Genomic DNA, 19,945 nt, shown 5'->3' on the forward strand with positions numbered 1-19,945 from the left:
GCCGGGATGGAGAACGCCATGAAATCGTATACAGACCTGATCGACGGCTATCGCCGGTTCCGTAGCGGCGACTGGCGCGAACAGCGCGAACGCTGGGCGCAGTTGAGCGACGGGCAATCGCCGCAGGTGATGGTGATTTCATGTTCCGATAGCCGGGTCGATCCGGCCCAGATCCTCGATGTCGCGCCGGGCGAGATCTTCGTGGTGCGCAACGTCGCGGCGATGGTCCCTCCCTACGAGACCACACCCGGCAATCACGGCGTGTCCGCGGCGGTGGAATTCGCCGTCCAGTTCCTTAAGGTTCGCGAGATCGTCGTCATGGGGCATGGCGCGTGCGGGGGGTGCAAGGCGGCCCTGACCCGCGATCTCCACGGCAACGATCCGGGCGAAGGGGGCTTCGTTGCCCGCTGGGTGTCGATGCTGGATGAGGCCCGCGATCGGGTTGTCGACCAGCACGGCAGCGACGGCGCGACTGCCGAGCTCGAAATGGAGCTCGCAGCGGTTCGCGAGAGCCTGGCCAATCTGCGGACCTTCCCCTTTGTCAGCGAAAAGGAGCGGTCGGGCGAATTGACCCTCCACGGCGCGCATTTCGCCATTGCGGACGGGATTCTGCGCCAGCTCGACGAGGATAGCGGAACCTTCACACCGGCAGAATAGGTCCCGCGCTTGCGCGAGACCGGCTGGCGGGCCATGGGCAGGCCATGACCGAGCAGACCCTCAAGAACATCGCCCTCCTCATTGACGCGGACAATACCACGCCCAAGGGGATCGACCCGGTGCTGACCGTCATGGCCGAACTGGGCCAGGTCAACATCAAGCGCGCTTACGGGAATTTCGCGAAGAACAATCTCGCCAACTGGGACAAGATCACCCACCGCTACGGCATCAGGCCGCAGCAGCAATTCGACCTGACGGCGGGCAAGAACGCCACCGACATGGCGATGACGATCGACGCGATCGACCTTCTGTATCAGGGCAAGGTCGATGGGTTCGGGATCATGAGCTCGGACAGCGACTTCACCCCGCTGGTCACGCGGCTTCGGCAGGACGGGTTGGTCGTTTACGGCTTCGGCAGCACCAGCAAGACGCCGGCCGCCTTCAAGAGCGCCTGTACCCGCTTCATCGACATCGACGCGCTAATCAAGGGCGCATCGGACGAGCCCGAGACTTCCAAGGCGCGCGCCGCGCCGGGCAAAGGCCAGATCGACGACGAACTGGTGGAATTGCTCGGCACCGCATGGAAAGCCGCCAAACGCGACGACAAGGGCTTTGCCCCGATGGGCGAAGTCGGGAAGATCGCGGGCAATCGGTCCAGCTTTGATGTGCGCAATTACGGATATAAGCGCCTGTCCGACCTGTTCGAGGCGATCGACCAGTTTCAAGTCGACCGGCGCGACAATAACGGCATTTACGTCAAACGCCTGCGCTGACCGCCGAACCCTCTCAAACGCAAAAAGGGCGCGGAGGCCGAAGCCGCCGCGCCCTTTTCCATTTTTACCGAAGGCTTGGTGCGATCAGGAGCCCGCCTGCTGCGTGGCGTAGATCGCCCACAGATTGGCGATCGCCTGACGTGCACCCTGGACCTTGTTGAAGGTCGCCTCGGCTTCCGAATATTTGCCCTGGTCGAGCTGCGCGATACCCATGCGCGTCAGCACGAGCGGGGTGTTGGCACCCGACATGGCCGAAGCCTTCGCATAGAACTCCTCGGCCTCGGCACCGCGACCGTAGCTGAGATAGGCGTCACCCGCCGCCATGACGGTGGCGAGGTTGGCATTCGAGGCCCGCGCATCGCGCGCAAGTTCCGGCAGTTCGGTTTCGTCGATCTTCACGCGGCGCGCCGCTTCGGCCCGCGCCTCGCTCACGAAGCTGTTGCTGCGGTCCAGCATCCCGCTGGAATAGCCCTCGTCGATGACCGCGACCACTTCGCCTGGCAGTTTGCGAGGATCGGCCTGCTCGACATATTCGAGATACTGGTTGGCCTGGCGGATGCCGTTCACGCGCCGTGCAAGACGCAGCAGGTCGAGCGAATCCTGACCCGAAACGTCCGCGGTGTTGTAAAGGATGCCGATGGCATCGCCCCAGCTGGTGTCGCTGGGATAATCGCGCACATACATCGCGGCATAATCGCGCGCCTGTTGATCGAGCTGGTTGTTATAGGCCATGGCCAGACCACGCTTGATCCACGCCTCGTCGACCGGCTGACCGGCCTGACGCTTCGCTTCGATCGCCTGGCTAAGATAGGTGATGCCATCGGCGAAGCGGTCTTCGGCGAAATAGGTCTCAGCGATCAGGGCCTCCGGATCGTTTTCCGTGTAACCCAACGCAACCGCCTGCTCCATATAGCTACGTGCCGCGCTGAAATCGCGATCCTGATAAGCATACTGACCGGCGAGGAAATTATACTGCGGCTGATTGGCGGCAGGAACCTTCCCGCTTTCGAGCATCATCGCGATGCCTTGGCGCTGGAGCGACCGATCGCTTGCCTTGGTGCCGACCGCATAGGTGAAATTACCCGCGACGAAGCGATCATCGTTATTTTCGACAGCCGCGATCATTCCGGGCAGCGCCGCCTTGACTGCCGCGATATCGGTGCCTTGGTCGAACTGGGTCTGAACCGGATTATAGGCCGCGATAAAAGCCTTGGAATATTGCGGCTTGGCGGCTTCATCGCCATCCTTCTTTTTCTTCTGTGCGGCAGCAGGCGCTTCGAGCGCGGTCACGGACAGAACGCCGCCCATGCCCAGCGCGAGCGCCAGAGCGAGAGTGGACGAGCGCTTGGAGAAAACGGTAAATCGCATAAGAGTGCTCCCAAGAGTGGTACAGGTGATCCTTGTTACCGGATCGCCCGACGATCGGGCGGACCTTTGGCGACAAGGCTCCTTCATTGCAAATCGGTCTAGGCAAAGTGGGCTGAATAGCGTTTGAATGTCCACAAATGCCGCAGTTCATTTCGGCCCGCCCGTTGGTCCGGGCCGGATGTGTGGATAAAGCGCGCGACAGGGCGGGCCGGTTCCCCGGTTCCGGTGGCGCAGGGCGGCTTTTTGCCCTAGCCTCCCACCATTCCGCATTTCCGCTGACTATCGAGAAGACGCAGTCTTGAGCGACGATACCGACATGATCACTCCCGCGCCCTATGGCGGGGACGAATACGCCCGCATCGACATCGTCGATGAGATGAAGACCAGCTATCTCGATTACGCGATGAGCGTGATCGTGAGCCGCGCGCTTCCCGATGTGCGCGACGGGTTGAAGCCGGTCCACCGCCGCATCCTCTTCGCCAGCCAGGAAGGCGGCTTCGTCGCCGGAAGGCCCTATCGCAAGAGCGCCAAGATCGTCGGCGACGTGATGGGCAACTACCACCCGCACGGCGACAGCGCGATCTACGATGCGCTTGCCCGCATGACGCAGGACTGGTCGATGCGCGTCCCGCTGGTCGACGGCCAGGGCAATTTCGGATCGATGGACCCCGATCCGCCCGCCTCGATGCGCTACACCGAAGCGCGCCTGGCGCGCGTCGCCAACGCCCTGCTCGACGATCTCGACAAGGATACCGTCGATTTCACCGACAATTACGACCAGTCGCGGCAGGAACCCACTGTCCTGCCCGCGCGCTTCCCGAACCTGCTGGTCAATGGGGCGGGCGGCATCGCGGTGGGCATGGCCACCAACGTTCCCCCGCACAATCTGGGCGAGGTGATCGACGGCTGCTTCGCCTATATGGACAACCCGGCGATCACGTCGGAGGAATTGTTCGAGATCATCCCCGGCCCCGATTTCCCGACCGCGCCGCTGATCCTGGGCAAATCCGGTGCCCGCTCCGCCTACACCACCGGCCGCGGTTCCATCCTGATGCGCGCCCGGCACGAAATCGAGGAAAAGCGCGGAGAGCGGCGGTCGATCGTCCTCACCTCGATCCCCTATCAGGTCGGCAAGAACGGTCTCGTCGAAAAGATCGCCGAAGCCGCGAAGGAAAAGCGGATCGAGGGGATTTCCGACATCCGCGACGAAAGCTCGCGCGAGGGTGTGCGCGTGGTCGTGGACCTGAAGCGCGACGCCTCGCCCGAAGTCGTACTCAACCAGATCTGGCGCTATTCCCCCGCGCAGGCCAGCTTCCCCGCCAATATGCTGGCGATCCGCGGTGGCCGCCCGGAAGTCCTGACGCTTCGCGACTTCATCCAGGCGTTCATCAGCTTCCGCGAACAGGTCATTACCCGCCGCACCAAGTTCGAACTGAACAAGGCGCGCGAGCGGGCCCATATCCTGCTCGGCCTCGTAGTCGCGGTGTCGAACATGGACGAGGTCGTGGCGATGATCCGCGGCTCGTCCAATCCGGGCGAGGCGCGCGCGAAACTGCTCGCCAAGGAATGGCCGATCGGCGAGATCGCGCAATATATCGCGCTGGTCGAAGCGATCGAACCCAATGCCGAACAGGAAGGCGGAACCTATCGCCTGTCCGAACGGCAGGTGAAGGCGATCCTCGACCTCAGACTGCACCGACTGACGGCGCTTGGCCGCGACGAGATCGCCGACGAGTTGAAGGAACTCGCGGTCGCGATCGAGGAATATCTCGCGATCCTTGCCGACCGGGTCAAACTCTACGCCGTGATGCGCGAAGAATTGCAGGAAATCCGCGATCTCTACGCCACGCCGCGCCTCAGCGAGATCGCACCGGCTTGGGACGGCCTCGAGGACGAGGACCTGATCGAGCGCGAGGAGATGGTCGTCACCGTGACCCATGGTGGTTACATCAAGCGCACCCCGCTGACGACGTTCCGCGCGCAGGCGCGCGGCGGCAAGGGCCGCAGCGGCATGGCGACCAAGGACGAGGACGCGGTGGTCGAACTCTTCGTCACCTCGACTCACAATCCGGTGCTGTTCTTCACCAATACCGGCCGGGTCTATCGTCTTAAGGTCTGGAAGCTGCCCGAAGGCGGGCCGCAGACCAAGGGGCGGCCGATGGTCAACCTCCTCCCGCTGGGCGATGACGAGCGCGTGACCAATGTGCTCCCGCTGCCCGAGGATGAGGCTGAGTGGGACAAGCTCAACATCGTCTTTGCCACCGAACAGGGCATGGTGCGGCGCAATTCTATGGATGCCTTCACCAACGTTCCCTCCAACGGCAAATATGCGATGGGCTTCGTCGAGGATAGCGGTGACCGGCTGGTCGGCGTGCGCCTGTTGAATGAAAGTCAGGAAATCTTCCTCGCTTCGGATTCGGGCAAGGCGATCCGCTTCCAGGCGACCGATGCGCGCGAAACCAAGAGCCGCACGGGCATCGGTGTGCGCGGTATGCTGCTCAAGGGCGGCGCCAAGGTCGTCTCAATGGCCGTGCTCGACGCTGGCGAGCCGGAAACCGAAGTGCGCGACGCATATCTGCGCGGCGCGAGCTGGAAGAACAACGACACTGCAATCGACCTGCCGGACGAGAAGATCGCGGAATTGGCGGGAAGCGAAGAGTTCATCCTCACGCTGACCGCGAACGGATACGGCAAGATTACGTCGAGCTACGAATATCGCACCATCGGGCGCGGTGGCCAGGGCCTCACGAATATCGGCGAGCCGTCCTCGAACCCGGACCGCAACGGGCCGGTGGTCGCCAGCTTCCCGGTCAAGCACGGGTCGCAGCTGATGCTGGTGACCGATCAGGCCAAGCTGATCCGCCTGCCGATCACCTTCCGCCACCTGATCGAGGGCGGGTTCGACACCCATGCGGGCTATTCGATCTCGGGCCGCGGATCATCAGGCGTTCGCATCTTCAACGTGGCGAAGGGCGAGCAGATCGTAGGCGCCGCGCCGATCGACGAAACCGAAGAGCCGGAGAACGAGGCGGAGGAAGCGGTCGCGGACGAGATCGCCAGCCATGGCGGTTCGATCCACCCGACCACGCCGCACACGACCGCTCATTCGGACGACAATATCGAGGACGAACCGGACAGCGACTGAGCGCTATCGGTGCAGGCCCTTCGCCACTTCGTTGCGGAGGGCCTGCACCACGCCGGTCGCGATCATCAGCTGGCCGATATAATAGAGCGGCCAGACCATCCAGTCCGCCGCCGTGGGATCGAACCGTCCCGCCTCGCGCGCGATAATCATCAGGTCCGACGCGACGAACAACAGTGTCCCCATCCCGACGCGGTAGCGCGGGAAACGGCTGATCCAGGCCGACGCGCTCATTGCGGCAATGGTAGCGGCATAGAGAGTCGCAAGCTGCCAGTTCGCCTGCGGCCAGGCCGACAGCGCCGCGATCGCCGGGACCAGCAGCAGGATCGCGATCGCCGTCTGTTTCTGGCTGGCCCGCAAGGTCTTTCTGCGATTGCGCCAGTAGAGCGCGATCGCAACGAGGTGCGACAGCGCGAACAGCCCCGCCCCGATAAGAAAGGATATCTCGAGCACGATGTCGGCCAATGCGGCCACAGCGAGGACGCTCGCAATCAGGGCTCCGTCGATCCCGCTGCTTCGCCGCGCGGCGTAGATCGCCAGCAGGCCGACGCCAGCGCCTTTCAGGGCCATTACGAAAAGGCCCGGAAGCTGATCCGAGAGCAGGAAATAGCCAAGCGACGCGACGATGCTGGCCAGCAACCAGGGCCGATGATCGATCAGGGCTGTGCGAGCGGGTGTGGGCATTGCCCGCGAATGGCGTGGTTTGGCCCTACCGGCAAGCCATCACTCCCCTCACGTTGAAAGCGCGCCCCGTTTGGCGTAGCGGGCGCCATGATGGCTCACGATATCCACATCATCGGCGGCGGGCTCGCCGGAAGCGAAGCGACCTGGCAATTGGCACAGCGGGGTTTCCGCGTCCGCCTGTCCGAAATGCGCGGCTCGGGCGACATGACCCCCGCCCACCAGACCGACGGATTGGCTGAGCTGGTCTGCTCCAACAGCTTCCGCTCGGACGATAGCGACAAGAACGCGGTCGGCCTGCTGCATGACGAAATGCGGCGGTTGGACAGCCTTGTCATGATGGCCGGCGAAAAAGCCCGCGTTCCCGCCGGATCGGCCATGGCGGTGGATCGCGATGTCTTCTCGGCGGAAGTCGAGCGCGCTTTGTTGGAACATCCCAATGTAACCGTCGTGCGCGAGCGTGTCGACGCCCTGCCCGATAGCGGCCCGACGATCGTCGCCACCGGCCCGCTGACCGCGCAATCGCTGGCGCAAAGCATCGTCGAAGCCACGGGGCAGGACCGGCTGGCCTTTTTCGACGCGATCGCGCCGATCGTCCATCGCGACAGTATCGACATGGACATCTGCTGGATCCAGTCGCGCTGGAACAAGCGCACCGAAGCCTCGAACGAGGAAGGCGATTACATCAACTGCCCCATGACGAAGGAACAGTATTACGCCTTCCATCAAGGCCTGATGGACGGCGAGAAGACCGAATTTCGCGAATGGGAGAAGGACACGCCTTATTTCGATGGCTGTATGCCGATCGAGGTGATGGCGGCGCGCGGCGTCGAGACCTTGCGCTTCGGCCCGATGAAGCCGGTCGGCCTCGACAATCCGCGCGACACGACGCCGGAATTTCCGCAAGGCCGTTGGCCCTATGCGGTCGTCCAGCTGCGCCAGGATAACAAACTGGGCACGCTGTGGAACATGGTCGGCTTCCAGACCAAGCTCAAGCACGGGGCGCAGGTCGAGCTGTTTCGGACGATCCCCGGTCTCGAAAACGCGGAATTCGCCCGGCTTGGCGGTCTGCACCGGAACACCTTCCTCAATTCTCCTCTGGTCCTCGACCGCCAGCTCAGGCTCAATCGTGCACACCACATCCGGTTTGCCGGGCAGGTGACGGGCTGCGAAGGCTATGTCGAGAGCGCGGCGGTGGGTCTGATGGCGGGGCTGATGGCGGCGAGCGAACTGGCGGGCCGTGACTGGGCCCCTCCCCCACGAACCACGGCACTAGGGGCGCTTCTCTCGCACATCACCGGCGATGCCGAAGCGGAAACCTTCCAGCCCATGAACGTGAATTTCGGCCTCTTTCCGCCGCTCCACGATGTCGGCAAGAAACAGCGCAAGGAAGCCTATACCGCGCGGGCGAAGGCGGATCTCGGCCAATGGCTGCCCATTCTGGAGCGCGTGCCCGCCTGAGCCCGATTCAGCAGCGGCAGGCCGGCTTGGGTTTCGGCTTGGGCGCAGTGGTGGCGAATTCCGCCGGCGTCAGGGAGAGATTTCCGTCCGCATCGGCGCCTTCGAACTTGTCGACCGTGGCGACCGCCCATTCCTCGAAGGTCAGCAAATTGTTCCCGTCCTTGTCGAGCTTGCGAAAGGCGTCGGTTCGGCTGGATAGCATCTCGGTACGCGAGATCTTCCAGTCGCGATTGCGGTCGTAGCGGAAGAAGCGGCGCTGTTCGCGGGTGAGTTCGGTCGCCTCCGGCGGTTCCGGCCCGCGCAGATTGGTCGCATCGGCGCTTGGTAACTGGGAATCGTCGGCGCTCTCGGTCGGTTCGACCAGCGGCGGAGGTGCACCGCGCTCGACCTCGGCCCGGCCCTGCCACCAGAAGAAGCCGATCCCGGCCAGTATCAAGGCGCAGAATGCCCCCAACAACCCGTTTCGCATAAAGAGGGTCTCCCCCGATCAGACAGCCCGTCTAGCGCCCGGTCAGTCCTCGTCGCAAGACCGATAGGAGGTCGCCTGCGCGTGAAAGGGGTGCCGCCCCGCTCTCCAGCGCGCGGCGCCCGATCGTCTCCAATACAATCAGCGCCCGCAAGGCCCGCGGCAGGCGCGGTGCGTTCGGTAGCGCGAGCCCCTCGCGGCGTGCCAGTTCTCTCGCTTCGCTCTCGCTCATACTCGCCGCAGCGTCCGCCATGCTCCACCGCCCGCTCGCGAGCGCGATCGCCCGCTTGTCAGCCTTCGACCCGAGATGGTCCGCAAGGACGAGCCATCCGACCGCACGTCCCTCTCGATAGGCTTCGAAATCCGCATTCCGCGGCGGCGTATTCGCGAGCAGCGCTTCCCAGCCATCCACCAGACGTCCCAACCCGGACACGTCGGCGTCCCACGAGGCCAATTCCGACAGGATCGGATTGCCGACGGGCCAGTTCTCGCGCGGTTCGGCAAACCGGTCCCGCCACCAGGCGAGCCGCATCTGTGCCAGGATCGGTTCGCTGACCGTGAAGACGAATTTGGCGAACTGCGCATCCAGCGCAAGCAAGGTGTCGACGGCCGATCTCGCCGCACCGGAAGTGTAGCTGTTCGCAATGCGATGGATGTGTGCGCGGTCCACGTTTCGTCCTGCAATCCGCCCCGGTTTACACGTTGTTAGGCATGGAGCGGTACGTAGGCTTAACCGCAACCATCGCATAGGGCCCGCCATGGACTATCGCGCCGAGACCACATGATGTCAGCACGACCGAGCTACAGGTTCTCGTTGACGGCGCTGCGCCGTAACACCGGCGGCAATGTGCTGGCGATCGCGGCTGCGAGCGTTCTTCCCATTCTGGCTGTCATCGGCGGCGCGGTCGACATGAGCCGCAATTACATGGTGATGACCCGGCTGCAACAGGCTTGCGATGCGGGCGTCCTCGCCGGGCGCAAGGCAGTCGGGGCCAATCGCTACGACGCATCTGCGGCGGCCCAGGCGACGAAGATGTTCAACGCGAACTACCCGAAATCCTACGCGGGTAGCTATGATCTGAGCTTCACGCCCTCCTCGCCCGATGACGGAATTACCGTCAATGGAATCGCCAAAGCCAGCGTCCCGACCGCGATCATGAAGATTTTCGGCTACAAGCGGCAAAATTTGACTGCCGACTGTGCCGCGACTTTCAAAATTACCAATACCGATGTGACCATGGTCCTCGACGTCACCGGTTCCATGGGATGGTCGATCTCCGACGGTGCCGGAGGTACGACGACCCGAATAGAAGCGCTCAAGAAGGCGACCAAGAACTTCTACGACACGATGGCTTCGGCCAGCGCGAACTCAGGCGCGCGCATCCGCTATTCCTTCGTTCCCTATTCGCAAAGCGTGAACGCCGCACGTCTGGTCAAGACGCGTGACCCTTCCTTCATCGTCGGCGGAAACATCGCAGACACCGTCAATTTTTCGACAAGGCGGCCAGTCTACGAATCGACGGAAACGCGGATCGAGACGCTCACCGATGTCGATGCCTACGAGTGCTATGAGCTGTATTCGAAGAACCAGCCCATCACCGGCTGGTGGGCACCAAGCAATGATGGTTACACGCAAGGTCAGAACGCGACGAAATCCGGCGATTCCAGCGGCACCTACACGTTTCAATATTACAGCTGGAACGGCTCGACAGCCTATCCCAACACCTACCTGCGGGGGTCATCCTACTGGCGGACGTGCCAGCGCAGATCGATCCGCAAGGCGATCACCTACGATCGCAACGCGCCGAACGCGCGGTTCCTTCGCTACGATTATGAACAGGTCGCGACCCCGATCAACGCATATTACAACACATTGACCAATGGGTCCGTTGTCACGCGGCCTTCGGAACACGGTTCCTACAGCGACCGCTGGGCGGGTTGTCTTCGAGAACCGGATACTGTCAACTCCGATACATTCACCTTCAACACACTGTCAGGCCGTATCGAGCCGACTGCCGCAAAAGACCTCAATATCGATCTCGTGCCGAGCACCAATTCGGATCGCTGGAAACCTTTATGGCCGGAGATTATCTATCACCGGGAAGGGAACCCCAATAAAGTAAGCATTACGGATTCGAGCACCAATCCCCCATATACCTATGGTTATGTCTATGGTGCTTGCCCGCCCGCTGCGACCAATCTGGCGCAATTGAACAAGAGTGCTTTCGATGCCTACGTGAACAGCTTGGCAGCGCTGGGTGGAACGTATCACGATATAGGAATCCTCTGGGGGGCGCGTCTCTCTTCCCCCGATGGAATCTTCTCTTCGAACGTAAACGAAACCGCTCCGAATAATGGGTTCGTTTCGCGCAACATGATCTTCATGACCGATGGTGAATTATCCACCACTGTTTACGATTCGAATTCCTACGGAAACGAATGGAATGATCACAGGATCGTCAACTGGACCGGAGCGTATTGGGACGCGGCAGGGATCCAGGCGAAGCAGAACCCGAACCACAGGGCTCGCTTCCTCGCCCTTTGCGAGGCGGTGAAGGCGAAGAATATCCGTCTTTGGGTGGTCGCCTTCGCCACCAGTCTCGACAGCAATCTGGTCCAGTGCGCCAGCCCGAACAGCGCTTTCGTTTCGACCAACGCAGCGCAGCTCAATGACAATTTCGAGCGCATCGCCAAGAGCATGTCCGACCTCAGGATCGTGCAATGATCCGCCGACCGATGGGGAGCGATCAACGGGGCGCGACGGTCGTCGAGCTCGCCTTTGCGCTGCCCGTTTTTGTGATGCTCATCATGGGGGCGTTTCATTTCGGGCACCAGATCTACATCAATGCCGTAATGCAGGGCGCGCTGGAGGAAGCATCGCGGCAGGTGTCGTTGGAAACGGCAAACGGGCAGTTCGGGGAAATCGAGAAGCGCTACAAATCTCAGATCCAACCCATCATGCCGCAGGCCACGATTTCGCTGACGGCTCAAAATTACAAAGATTATGATTCCGTCGACCAGCCCGAGGTTTGGGCGGACGGCAACAGCGACGGGCGTTGCAACAACAACGAGGCTTTCGAGGATCTCAATCGCAACGGCCGCTGGGACGCGGATGCCGGGGCGACCGGCATTGGCGGCGCGCGCGACATCGTCGAATTGACCGCCAACGTTTCGTACGAGGCCCTGTTTCCCTTCTATCGCTTCATCGGCGGGTCTTCCATCGTCAACCTTTCGAGCAAGACCTACCTCAAGACGCAGCCCTACAAGCAGCAGCAAGCCCGCCAGCCCGTCACGGGAGTATGCCCGTGAAGTCGCGGACACTGAAGGGGATGCGCTCGAGAGTACGCCGCCGCTGGCGTGCTCTGCCGGGGGCTCAGTCCGGGCTCGCGCTGATCGAGTTCGCCTTTTCGCTACCGATTTTCATGCTGCTCGCCATGTTCGGAGCCGAGATCGCATTTCTCGCGACGGCCAACATGCGCACCAGCCAGGTCGCGCTGATGCTGGCCGACAACGCCTCCCGTCTCGGCCAGACCGACACCAACACGCTGTCTCCAACCATTACTGATAGCGACATCAACACGGTGCTGAGAGGCGCCTCGCTCCAGACCAAGACGCTCGGCATGATGCAGAAGGGGCGGATCGTCATCTCGAGCCTCGAACGCAATGCGACCGGCGGGCAAACCATACACTGGCAGAGATGCGCGGGCGTCTATAATCGCGGCTCCATGTATGGGAGCGAAGGCAAGGGCGCTTCTGATAATTCGTTCCTGGGCATGGGGCGCGGAACAGCCATCGCGACGGCGGAGCCGGGTAGCGCGGTGATGTTTGTGGAAGTGTTCTATCGCTACACGCCTTTATTCGGCACGACCTTCATGTCCGAGCGTGTGCTGTCTCAAGAGGCCGCAATGGTGATCCGCGATAATCGCAACCTGTCCGCAGGCCTCGCCAACAATGTCGAATCGAGCAAGCGCATGACGTGCGACAAATACCGGACGATCTGATGCGACATTCGGACCCACCCATTGGCATCAGGAAGAATCACCTGCTTTGGGCGGTCGGCGCGATCGTGTTGGGCATCATCCTGTTTTTCCCGTCGGATTTCGAGCCCGATAGCAACGCACCGGCGACGAGCGCCGAAGCGGACACTTCTGCGGCAATCGCGGGCTCGTCAGCCTCGCCTTCGAACGATGGGGTGACGACATTCGCTCGCAGCGAACCTGTCTCGGTCGGACAGGGATCGGAGCAGAAAGAGATCACCACATTGCGCCAGCAGATGGCCGATACGGGAACAGGTTTCTTGTTGCCGAACACCCAGCCCGTCGCTTCCGCTGCGATTTCGCGCGATGTGTTCGCTGCCGGAGAAGCCTACACCGCCAAAACCAGCGGTTGCGGAAACGCAGCGGGATGCGATCGCCGCTGAGTTTCCACTCGCGTCCACTTAGTCCCGGTAACAGACCTTCTTGACCGCCTCGACGATCCGCGGCGCATCGATGAGCGCGAGCTTTTCGAGATTGGCGGCATAGGGCAACGGGACATCCTCGTTGCAGACCCTCAGGACCGGCGCATCGAGATGGTCGAAACCTTCCTCCATGCAGATCGCCGTCACTTCCGAGGCGATCGAGCAGGTCGGCCAGCCTTCTTCGGCGATGACGAGGCGATTGGTCTTCGCCAGGCTGTCGAGGATCGCCTGCTTGTCGAGCGGGCGCAGCGTGCGCAGGTCGATGACTTCCGCCTCGATCCCTTCTTCGGCGAGCTTTTCCGCCGCTTCCAGCGAGAAACCGACGCCGATCGAATAGCTCACGATCGTCACATCCGATCCTTCGCGGACAATACGCGCCTTGCCGATCGGCAGGACGTGGTCGTCCAACTGCGGCAATTCGAAACTGCGGCCGTAGACCAGCTCGTTCTCGAGGAAGACAACCGGATCCTCGCTGCGGATGGCGGCCTTCATCAAACCCTTGGCGTCCGAGCTGTCATAAGGCGCGATCACAATCAGGCCGGGCACACTGGCATACCACGGGCCGTAATTCTGGCTGTGCTGCGCGCCCACCCGGCTCGCCGCACCATTGGGGCCACGGAACACGATCGGGCACCGCATCTGGCCGCCGGACATGTAATTGGTCTTGGCCGCCGAATTGATGATGTGATCGATCGCCTGCATGGCGAAATTGAAGGTCATGAATTCGACGATCGGACGAAGGCCGCCCATCGCCGCGCCGGTGCCGATACCGGCAAAGCCGTATTCGGTGATCGGCGTGTCGATCACACGCTTGGGACCGAACTCGTCGAGCAGGCCCTGAGTGACCTTGTAGGCGCCCTGATATTCGGCGACTTCCTCACCCATCACGAACACCCGTTCGTCACGGCGCATTTCTTCGGCCATGCCGTCACGCAAGGCCTCGCGCACGCTGATCGTCAGCATGTTGGTGCCGGCAGGTATCTCGGGATCGCTGGCGGGTGTGCGTGACTGTTTCGCAGGCTTGGCGGCCTTATCCTCGCCATCGGTTTCGCTATCACCGCGACCGACATCCTTGCCCTCGCCCGGCACGTCCTCGACCTCGCTCGAAGACGGTGCTTCGACAGAAGAGGCATCTTCGCCCTCGCCTGCAAGCATGGCGATGACTTCGCCGACCTTCACACCCTCGGTGCCCTCGGCGACCATGATCTTGCCCAGCGTGCCTTCGTCGACCGCTTCGAATTCCATGGTAGCCTTGTCCGTCTCGATCTCGGCGATGATGTCGCCGATCTCGATCGTGTCACCTTCCTGCTTTAGCCATTTGGCGAGCGTGCCTTCCTCCATGGTGGGGGACAGTGCGGGCATCTTCAGTTCGATCGCCATGGCTCAATACTCCTCCACCAGGACATCGGTATAGAGTTCGGCCGGATCGGGCTCGGGCGAATTCTCGGCGAAATCGGCGGCTTCGCTCACCACGTTGCGGATATCCTTGTCGATGGCCTTCAGATCGTCCTCGCTCTTTCCCTTCTCGATCAAAAGCTTCTTGATCGCTTCGATCGGGTCCTTGTGGTCGCGATAATCCTGCACTTCCTCACGCGTCCGGTATTTCGCCGGGTCGGACATCGAATGCCCGCGATAGCGATAGGTGTTGCACTCCATGAGCACGGGGCCGTTGCCTTCGCGCACATGCTTGAACGCGATTTCCGCCGCCTGGCGCACTTCGAGAACGTCCATCCCGTTCACGTGCATCCCCGGAATGCGGAAGGCAGTGCCGCGACGATAGAATTCGGTTTCGGCGGAGCTGCGCTTGACGGCGGTGCCCATGGCGTACTGGTTGTTCTCGACCACGAAGACGATCGGCAGGTTCCACAGGCTCGCCATGTTCATGGTCTCATAGACCTGCCCCTGGTTCGCCGCCCCGTCGCCGAAATAGGCGAGACAGAGGCCACCATCCTCGTTGTATTGATGCGCGAGGGCCAAACCGCCGCCCAGCGCGACCTGCGCACCCACGATGCCGTGGCCCCCATAGAATTTATGCTCGGTGCTGAACATGTGCATCGAGCCGCCCTTGCCCTTGGAAATCCCCGCCTGGCGTCCGGTCAGTTCCGCCATGATGACCTTGGGATCGATCCCGTAGGCGAGCATATGGCCGTGATCGCGATAGCCGGTGATGACGCTGTCGCGATCATTGTCGAGCGCGCTCTGAAGCCCGATCGCGACCGCTTCCTGGCCGATATAGAGATGGCAGAACCCGCCGATCAGGCCGAGGCCATATAGCTGCCCGGCGCGTTCCTCGAACCGGCGGATCAGCAGCATCTGCTCGTAGAAATGCAGCATCTGTTCGTCGGAGGCATCGAAGCGCTTCTGTTGCTCAAGCTCCTGCTGCAGGCTGCGGAGGGCGAAATCCTCGGAATCGGATTTGGGTTGCGTGGCGGGCGCGGGATTCTTCGCTTTTGCAGGAGCTTTGGCCAAGGTGCTCTTCCCTCTCATGATCGTTCGTTGCGCCGGATCGGCGCTCACCCGCCTATAGGCACAGGCTCGCCACCCGCGCAACGGCGAGGACCATGTTTGCATACAAAAACGTTACGGAACCGCCGCACTTCACGGCGGGATCGGGTTAATCAGTCGGTCGGATCTTCGAGCCGTATCATGACCTCGTCCGGGTGAACGACGTTCAGCTGGCTGCGCAGCAGCTCGCCCACCATGTCGGGATCGGCGCTTTCGGGGTCGAGCAGTTCGACCTTGTTGCGCAGCATATCGCGTTCCGCCGTCAATTCGGCCAGCTGCGCCTGTCGCTGGTCGCGCAGCCGCAGGTTCTCGCTCCAGGCGAGCAGGCCGGACGGACCGGCGATCGCGAACCCGCCCATGAGCAACAGAGCAAGCAGGGCGAAGGTTTGCACCCTGCCCTGGCGAGTCTTGCCCAAAACTGCACGTTTGCGTTTCACATTGCGACAGAATCACTTTTGCCCGCCGCGCGCAAGCCCTCTTGTGCCTCGAAAGCCTTGCGGAACTTGCACGAGCGCCGAGCCGTTGCATCCTTGACACGTTTGGCTCGCTTCGGTAACTAGTTTCCATTGAAACTATAACCAGACAGAGGATCTCCCATGCCCGATCTCTTCGAAAATCCCATCGGCCTCGACGGTTTCGAATTCGTCGAATTCTGCGCTCCTGAAAAAGGGATGGTCGAACCGGTCTTCGAAGCGATGGGGTTCAGCCATGTGGCAGACCACCGTTCGAAGGATGTGCAATTGTGGCGCCAGGGCCGCATCAACCTGATCGTCAATTACGAACCGAAGAGCGCGGCGTGGTTCTTCGCGCGCGAACACGGCCCCTCTGCCTGCGGAATGGGCTTCCGCGTCAAGAACGCGGCCAAGGCCTATGATGAATTGCTCGCGCGGGGCGCAGAGCCGGTGTCGGTCGAAACGGGGCCGATGGAACTGCGCATTCCTGCAATCCGTGGGATCGGCGGCGCTATCGTCTATCTGATCGACCGTTACGAAAACGAGGATGGTCAGGGTCTTTCGATCTACGACATCGATTTCGAATATCGCGACGGTGTGGAACGCCATCCCGAGGGCGCCGGGTTCAATGTCATCGATCACCTGACCCACAACGTCTACAACGGACGGATGAAATACTGGGCCGATTATTACGAGACCCTGTTCAATTTCCGCGAGATCCGCTTCTTCGACATCAAGGGCGAGTATACTGGCCTGACCTCCAAGGCGCTGACCGCACCCGATGGCAAGATCCGCATCCCGCTCAATGAAGAAGGCGAAGGCGGCAAGGGCCAGATCGAGGAGTTCCTCAAGGAATTCAACGGTGAAGGCATCCAACACATCGCGCTCATCTGCGACGATCTCGTCAAGGCGTGGGACCGGTTGAAGGAATTCGGCGTGCCCTTCATGACCGCGCCGCCCGAAACCTATTACGAGATGCTGCCCGAACGCCTGCCCGATCACGGCGAGCCGGTCGATGAATTGAAGGCACGCGGCATCCTGCTGGACGGGACCACCGAGGGCGGCCAGCCCCGCCTGCTTCTCCAGATCTTCGCCGAAGCGCAGGTCGGCCCGGTCTTCTTCGAGTTCATCCAGCGCAAGGGCGATGAAGGCTTCGGCGAAGGCAATTTCAAAGCCCTGTTCGAAAGCATGGAGCGCGATCAGATCAAGCGCGGCACCCTGTCTGTCGAACAGGCGAAAACCGTCGAAGCGGAGCCGGCGGAATGACCAACCAGGCCCCCCACCCCATCAAGCTCGGCGGCGTCCACCATGCGGCCTATCGCTGCAAGGATGCGAAGGAGACCGTCGAATGGTACGGCAAGGTCCTGGGCATGGATTACACCACCGCCTTTGCCGAGGATCACGTTCCCTCGACCGGGGATTACGATCCCTATATGCACGTTTTCCTCGACGCGGGTAACGGCAACATCCTCGCTTTCTTCGAACTGCCCAACCAGAAGGATATGGGCCGCGACGAGAACACGCCGCAATGGGTCCAGCATCTCGCCTTCGAGGTCGCAAGCGAGGAGGAATTGCTGGCGGCGAAGGACCATGTCGAAAGCCTTGGCATCGACGTACTCGGCCCGACGCATCACGGCATTTTCAAATCGATCTATTTCTTCGACCCCAACGGTCACCGCGTCGAATTGGCGACCGATATCGGCACGGACGAGCAATATGCCGAGCTCAAGCGTGTCGCGCCGGTTATGCTTGAGGAATGGAGCGAAACGAAGACTGCGCCGAAACACGCGGACTGGCTCCACGAGATCGCGCGCAAGGAAAACGCCGCCAAATCGGCCTGACCTCAAGGACCACCTTTCCCTCGTTTCGGAACCGCGACGGGTTTCTGCCCGTTATGCGCCCTAAACGAGGGAAAATTCATGCAGGTCAGCCAGACGGCGGCTCAGGCAGCTGACGCCACAGCACATTCCACATCCGCGACGAGTGTCGATACCGTTGCCACCTTGCAGGACCAATTGGTCGGGATGGGCGAAGGGTTCGTCCGCGCCCTGCCCGGCCTTGCCATCGCGCTCGTCGTTCTCCTCGTCACATGGATCGTGGCGCGGTTCGCCGCTCGCATCGCCGACCTGCTGATCGGCAAGACCGACGTCCGCCCCAGCCTCAAGAACCTCATCGACACGCTCGTCCGATTGGTCATCTGGATCATCGGAATTATGATCGCGGCGATCGTGGTTATGCCCGGCCTGACGCCCGCCAGCCTGTTTGCTGGGCTCGGCATCGGCGCGGTTGCGATCGGGTTCGCCTTTCAGGACATCTTCGAGAATTTCATGGCCGGCGTTCTGATCATGCTGCGTGAAAAGATGCGCATCGGCGACATCATCGAGTGCGAGGGGATCGTTGGCAAGGTCGAGCATATTACTTTGCGCGAAACCCACGTTCGCAAACTCTCGGGCGAAGTCACACTCGTGCCGAACTCGATGCTGTTCAAGAACCCGGTCGAGATCCTGACCGACGAGGTGAAGCGCCGCCACGAGGTCGTGGTCGGGGTAAGCTACGACACCAATCTCGATCACGCCGCCGATGTCATCCGCCGGGCGGTGGAGGGCGTGGAGGAAGTCGACAGCGAAAAGACGCTTGATATCTTCGCGCAGGAATTCAACGCGAGTTCGGTCGATTTCCTCGTCCGCTGGTGGGCCGGCTCGACTCCCCGTTCCGGGTGGGAAAGCAAGGACAAAGTGGTCCGCGCGATCAAGGCTGGCCTGGACGATGCGGGTATCGAAATTCCGTTCCCCTATGTCACCCATACCTTCAAGGAGAAAATTCCCTTGGGGAAGGATGTAGGCGAGGCCGCATAGTCTGCCGGGCGGAGGGTCGGCGAACGTGAAATGATGGTGCGCCCGACGCGAAAGAGTGGGCACCTATATCGCTAGGACATCCGAAAAGTTCTTGCCTCTCGAAATGACGCGCCGCGGCGGCTGAACAGGAGATCTATCTCCCTGCTACAGGCCTCTCTTGAGCGTGCCCGGACGCATTTTGGCGTGACGCCTGGCGGTTCGCGCAGCCATTGCCAGGAAGTCGGCGACGAGGGGGGAGCGATCGTCGGTCCGGAATGCCAGAGCGATCGGTGCGCGCGGCGAGACGTCGGCGATGGTGCGATAGATGGTGCCCTCGCCCCGGATCGAGCCGACCGAGCGGGGCACCACCGCCACACCGAAACCGGCCGCGACCAAGGGAATGATCGAGGCGATCTGCGATGCTTCCTGGCCGAGCCGGGGGCTGAACCCCGCTTTGTGGCAGGCCGCCAGAACGCTGTCGTACAGGCCCGGCCCGATGTCGCGCGGAAACAGGATCAGCTCCTCGCCCGCAATGGCCGAAAGCGGCAGCGGGTCCTGATCCCCCAGCGCATGATCCGCCGGCAGCGCGATCACCATGTCCTCGTCGAGACACAGGCGGAGCGTCAGCAGATCGCCCTCCTCCGCCGGAGGACGGATGAAGGCGACATCCAGCCGCCCTTCGCGCAATCCCGCCAGCAGCGCGGGCGTATTGCTTTGTTCGGGCGAGAGCACGACGTCGGGATGCGCGGTGCGATAGGCCCGCATGATGATCGGGATGGCGGGGTGGAAATAGGTCGCCCCCGCAAAACCCAGCCGCAGCCGACCGCTATTGCCCGCCTGATAACGGCGCGCCTCGGCCACCGCATCCTCCAGCCGCGCGACGATATCGATCGCCGCCGCCTGAAACTCCCGTCCGGCGGGGGTCAGTTCCACGCTGCGCGAATGCCGTATGAACAGCCGCGCGCCGATCGTCTCTTCGAGCTTGCGGATCTGCATGCTGAGCGGGGGCTGGCGAATCCCGATCTTTTCCGCCGCGCGCGTGAAATGCAGCTCCTGCGCCACGACAAGGAAGTAGCGCAGCCGGCGCAGATCTATGTCATCGAGTTTCATATATGGATTCTCCTGCATCCATATATTGGAACCTATG

At 61.9% G+C, this 19,945-nt stretch carries 19 protein-coding genes; 11 read left to right on the forward strand and 8 right to left on the reverse strand.

Annotated elements, in window-relative coordinates:
• Positions 1-18: 18 nt before the first annotated feature.
• A complete protein-coding gene (locus GRI47_RS05195; RefSeq protein WP_160660271.1) occupies positions 19-657 on the forward strand; it encodes a carbonic anhydrase in 639 nt (212 codons plus the stop codon).
• A gap of 44 nt (positions 658-701) precedes the next feature.
• The gene (locus GRI47_RS05200; protein ID WP_160660272.1) at positions 702-1,430 is read left to right on the forward strand and encodes an NYN domain-containing protein; all 729 of its coding nucleotides are present in this window, start codon (positions 702-704) and stop codon (positions 1,428-1,430) included.
• A gap of 84 nt (positions 1,431-1,514) precedes the next feature.
• On the opposite strand, the gene GRI47_RS05205 is transcribed toward GRI47_RS05200, so the two are convergent.
• Positions 1,515-2,798 (reverse strand): hypothetical protein, encoded by a 1,284-nt coding sequence (locus GRI47_RS05205; RefSeq protein WP_160660273.1) that lies wholly within the window; start codon positions 2,796-2,798, stop codon positions 1,515-1,517.
• 298 nt (positions 2,799-3,096) lie between these two features.
• Between GRI47_RS05205 and gyrA the strand changes: the two genes are divergently transcribed.
• Entirely contained in the window at positions 3,097-5,943 is a 2,847-nt protein-coding gene (gene gyrA, locus GRI47_RS05210) for a DNA gyrase subunit A (RefSeq protein ID WP_202387184.1), read from the forward strand.
• A gap of 3 nt (positions 5,944-5,946) precedes the next feature.
• Here gyrA and GRI47_RS05215 read toward each other — a convergent pair whose 3' ends face one another.
• Positions 5,947-6,624, reverse strand: coding sequence for a lysoplasmalogenase family protein (locus tag GRI47_RS05215; RefSeq protein ID WP_160660274.1), 678 nt, complete (start codon positions 6,622-6,624; stop codon positions 5,947-5,949).
• Positions 6,625-6,714: 90 nt separating this feature from the next.
• Here GRI47_RS05215 and trmFO point away from each other — a divergent pair, with 90 nt between their 5' ends.
• The gene (gene trmFO, locus GRI47_RS05220; protein ID WP_160661313.1) at positions 6,715-8,082 is read left to right on the forward strand and encodes a methylenetetrahydrofolate--tRNA-(uracil(54)-C(5))-methyltransferase (FADH(2)-oxidizing) TrmFO; all 1,368 of its coding nucleotides are present in this window, start codon (positions 6,715-6,717) and stop codon (positions 8,080-8,082) included.
• Between the two features lie 7 nt (positions 8,083-8,089).
• Here trmFO and GRI47_RS05225 read toward each other — a convergent pair whose 3' ends face one another.
• Together GRI47_RS05225 and GRI47_RS05230 are read right to left on the reverse strand one after the other, a co-directional pair.
• Positions 8,090-8,551 carry an EF-hand domain-containing protein gene (locus GRI47_RS05225; protein ID WP_160660275.1) on the reverse strand — a complete coding sequence of 154 codons (462 nt, stop codon included), beginning with the start codon at positions 8,549-8,551 and terminating at the stop codon, positions 8,090-8,092.
• Positions 8,552-8,582: 31 nt separating this feature from the next.
• Entirely contained in the window at positions 8,583-9,218 is a 636-nt protein-coding gene (locus GRI47_RS05230) for a hypothetical protein (protein ID WP_160660276.1), read from the reverse strand.
• Between the two features lie 144 nt (positions 9,219-9,362).
• Here GRI47_RS05230 and GRI47_RS05235 point away from each other — a divergent pair, with 144 nt between their 5' ends.
• The 4 genes from GRI47_RS05235 to GRI47_RS05250 all read left to right on the forward strand — a co-directional run bounded on the left by GRI47_RS05235 (position 9,363) and on the right by GRI47_RS05250 (position 12,968).
• Positions 9,363-11,273 (forward strand): TadE/TadG family type IV pilus assembly protein, encoded by a 1,911-nt coding sequence (locus GRI47_RS05235; RefSeq protein WP_160660277.1) that lies wholly within the window; start codon positions 9,363-9,365, stop codon positions 11,271-11,273.
• A complete protein-coding gene (locus GRI47_RS05240) occupies positions 11,270-11,857 on the forward strand; it encodes a TadE/TadG family type IV pilus assembly protein (protein WP_160660278.1) in 588 nt (195 codons plus the stop codon). Before GRI47_RS05235 ends, GRI47_RS05240 begins: the two co-directional genes overlap by 4 nt.
• Complete coding sequence (locus GRI47_RS05245; protein WP_337190643.1) at positions 11,854-12,549, forward strand: TadE/TadG family type IV pilus assembly protein; 696 nt, start codon at positions 11,854-11,856, stop codon at positions 12,547-12,549. The genes GRI47_RS05240 and GRI47_RS05245 overlap by 4 nt, the downstream gene beginning before the upstream one ends.
• A gap of 68 nt (positions 12,550-12,617) precedes the next feature.
• A complete protein-coding gene (locus GRI47_RS05250) occupies positions 12,618-12,968 on the forward strand; it encodes a hypothetical protein (protein WP_160660279.1) in 351 nt (116 codons plus the stop codon).
• Positions 12,969-12,986: 18 nt separating this feature from the next.
• On the opposite strand, the gene GRI47_RS05255 is transcribed toward GRI47_RS05250, so the two are convergent.
• The 3 genes from GRI47_RS05255 to GRI47_RS05265 all read right to left on the reverse strand — a co-directional run bounded on the left by GRI47_RS05255 (position 12,987) and on the right by GRI47_RS05265 (position 15,949).
• Positions 12,987-14,387, reverse strand: coding sequence for a pyruvate dehydrogenase complex E1 component subunit beta (locus GRI47_RS05255; protein WP_160660280.1), 1,401 nt, complete (start codon positions 14,385-14,387; stop codon positions 12,987-12,989).
• Positions 14,388-14,390: 3 nt separating this feature from the next.
• Positions 14,391-15,494, reverse strand: coding sequence for a pyruvate dehydrogenase (acetyl-transferring) E1 component subunit alpha (pdhA, locus tag GRI47_RS05260; protein ID WP_419956983.1), 1,104 nt, complete (start codon positions 15,492-15,494; stop codon positions 14,391-14,393).
• 131 nt (positions 15,495-15,625) lie between these two features.
• Positions 15,626-15,949 carry an FtsB family cell division protein gene (locus GRI47_RS05265; protein WP_337190644.1) on the reverse strand — a complete coding sequence of 108 codons (324 nt, stop codon included), beginning with the start codon at positions 15,947-15,949 and terminating at the stop codon, positions 15,626-15,628.
• Positions 15,950-16,108: 159 nt separating this feature from the next.
• On the opposite strand from GRI47_RS05265, the gene hppD reads away from it, so the two are divergent.
• The 3 genes from hppD (at position 16,109) to GRI47_RS05280 (ending at position 18,819) form a co-directional block, all read left to right on the forward strand.
• Positions 16,109-17,230, forward strand: a complete 1,122-nt coding sequence (hppD, locus tag GRI47_RS05270) for a 4-hydroxyphenylpyruvate dioxygenase (protein WP_160660282.1) — start codon at positions 16,109-16,111, stop codon at positions 17,228-17,230.
• Positions 17,227-17,805, forward strand: coding sequence for a VOC family protein (locus GRI47_RS05275; protein ID WP_160660283.1), 579 nt, complete (start codon positions 17,227-17,229; stop codon positions 17,803-17,805). Before hppD ends, GRI47_RS05275 begins: the two co-directional genes overlap by 4 nt.
• 183 nt (positions 17,806-17,988) lie before the next feature.
• A complete protein-coding gene (locus tag GRI47_RS05280) occupies positions 17,989-18,819 on the forward strand; it encodes a mechanosensitive ion channel family protein (protein WP_237452729.1) in 831 nt (276 codons plus the stop codon).
• Between the two features lie 144 nt (positions 18,820-18,963).
• On the opposite strand, the gene GRI47_RS05285 is transcribed toward GRI47_RS05280, so the two are convergent.
• Complete coding sequence (locus GRI47_RS05285) at positions 18,964-19,908, reverse strand: LysR family transcriptional regulator (protein ID WP_202387185.1); 945 nt, start codon at positions 19,906-19,908, stop codon at positions 18,964-18,966.
• Positions 19,909-19,945 lie beyond the last annotated feature (37 nt).

The sequence above is a fragment of the Qipengyuania pelagi genome (assembly GCF_009827295.1).
In the GTDB taxonomy this organism is placed as follows: Bacteria; Pseudomonadota; Alphaproteobacteria; order Sphingomonadales; family Sphingomonadaceae; genus Qipengyuania; species Qipengyuania pelagi.

Bases quoted from the DNA above. Each gene is read 5' to 3' on its own strand.
- GRI47_RS05215 (WP_160660274.1), bottom strand. From the start codon at position 6,624: ATGCCCACACCCGCTCGCACAGCCCTGATCGATCATCGGCCCTGGTTG.
- GRI47_RS05275 (WP_160660283.1), top strand. From the start codon at position 17,227: ATGACCAACCAGGCCCCCCACCCCATCAAGCTCGGCGGCGTCCACCAT.
- GRI47_RS05205 (WP_160660273.1), bottom strand. From the start codon at position 2,798: ATGCGATTTACCGTTTTCTCCAAGCGCTCGTCCACTCTCGCTCTGGCG.
- GRI47_RS05200 (WP_160660272.1), top strand. From the start codon at position 702: ATGACCGAGCAGACCCTCAAGAACATCGCCCTCCTCATTGACGCGGAC.
- GRI47_RS05195 (WP_160660271.1), top strand. From the start codon at position 19: ATGAAATCGTATACAGACCTGATCGACGGCTATCGCCGGTTCCGTAGC.
- GRI47_RS05255 (WP_160660280.1), bottom strand. From the start codon at position 14,387: ATGGCGATCGAACTGAAGATGCCCGCACTGTCCCCCACCATGGAGGAA.
- hppD (WP_160660282.1), top strand. From the start codon at position 16,109: ATGCCCGATCTCTTCGAAAATCCCATCGGCCTCGACGGTTTCGAATTC.
- GRI47_RS05240 (WP_160660278.1), top strand. From the start codon at position 11,270: ATGATCCGCCGACCGATGGGGAGCGATCAACGGGGCGCGACGGTCGTC.
- trmFO (WP_160661313.1), top strand. From the start codon at position 6,715: ATGGCTCACGATATCCACATCATCGGCGGCGGGCTCGCCGGAAGCGAA.
- GRI47_RS05285 (WP_202387185.1), bottom strand. From the start codon at position 19,908: ATGAAACTCGATGACATAGATCTGCGCCGGCTGCGCTACTTCCTTGTC.
- GRI47_RS05225 (WP_160660275.1), bottom strand. From the start codon at position 8,551: ATGCGAAACGGGTTGTTGGGGGCATTCTGCGCCTTGATACTGGCCGGG.
- GRI47_RS05280 (WP_237452729.1), top strand. From the start codon at position 17,989: ATGGGCGAAGGGTTCGTCCGCGCCCTGCCCGGCCTTGCCATCGCGCTC.
- pdhA (WP_419956983.1), bottom strand. From the start codon at position 15,494: ATGAGAGGGAAGAGCACCTTGGCCAAAGCTCCTGCAAAAGCGAAGAAT.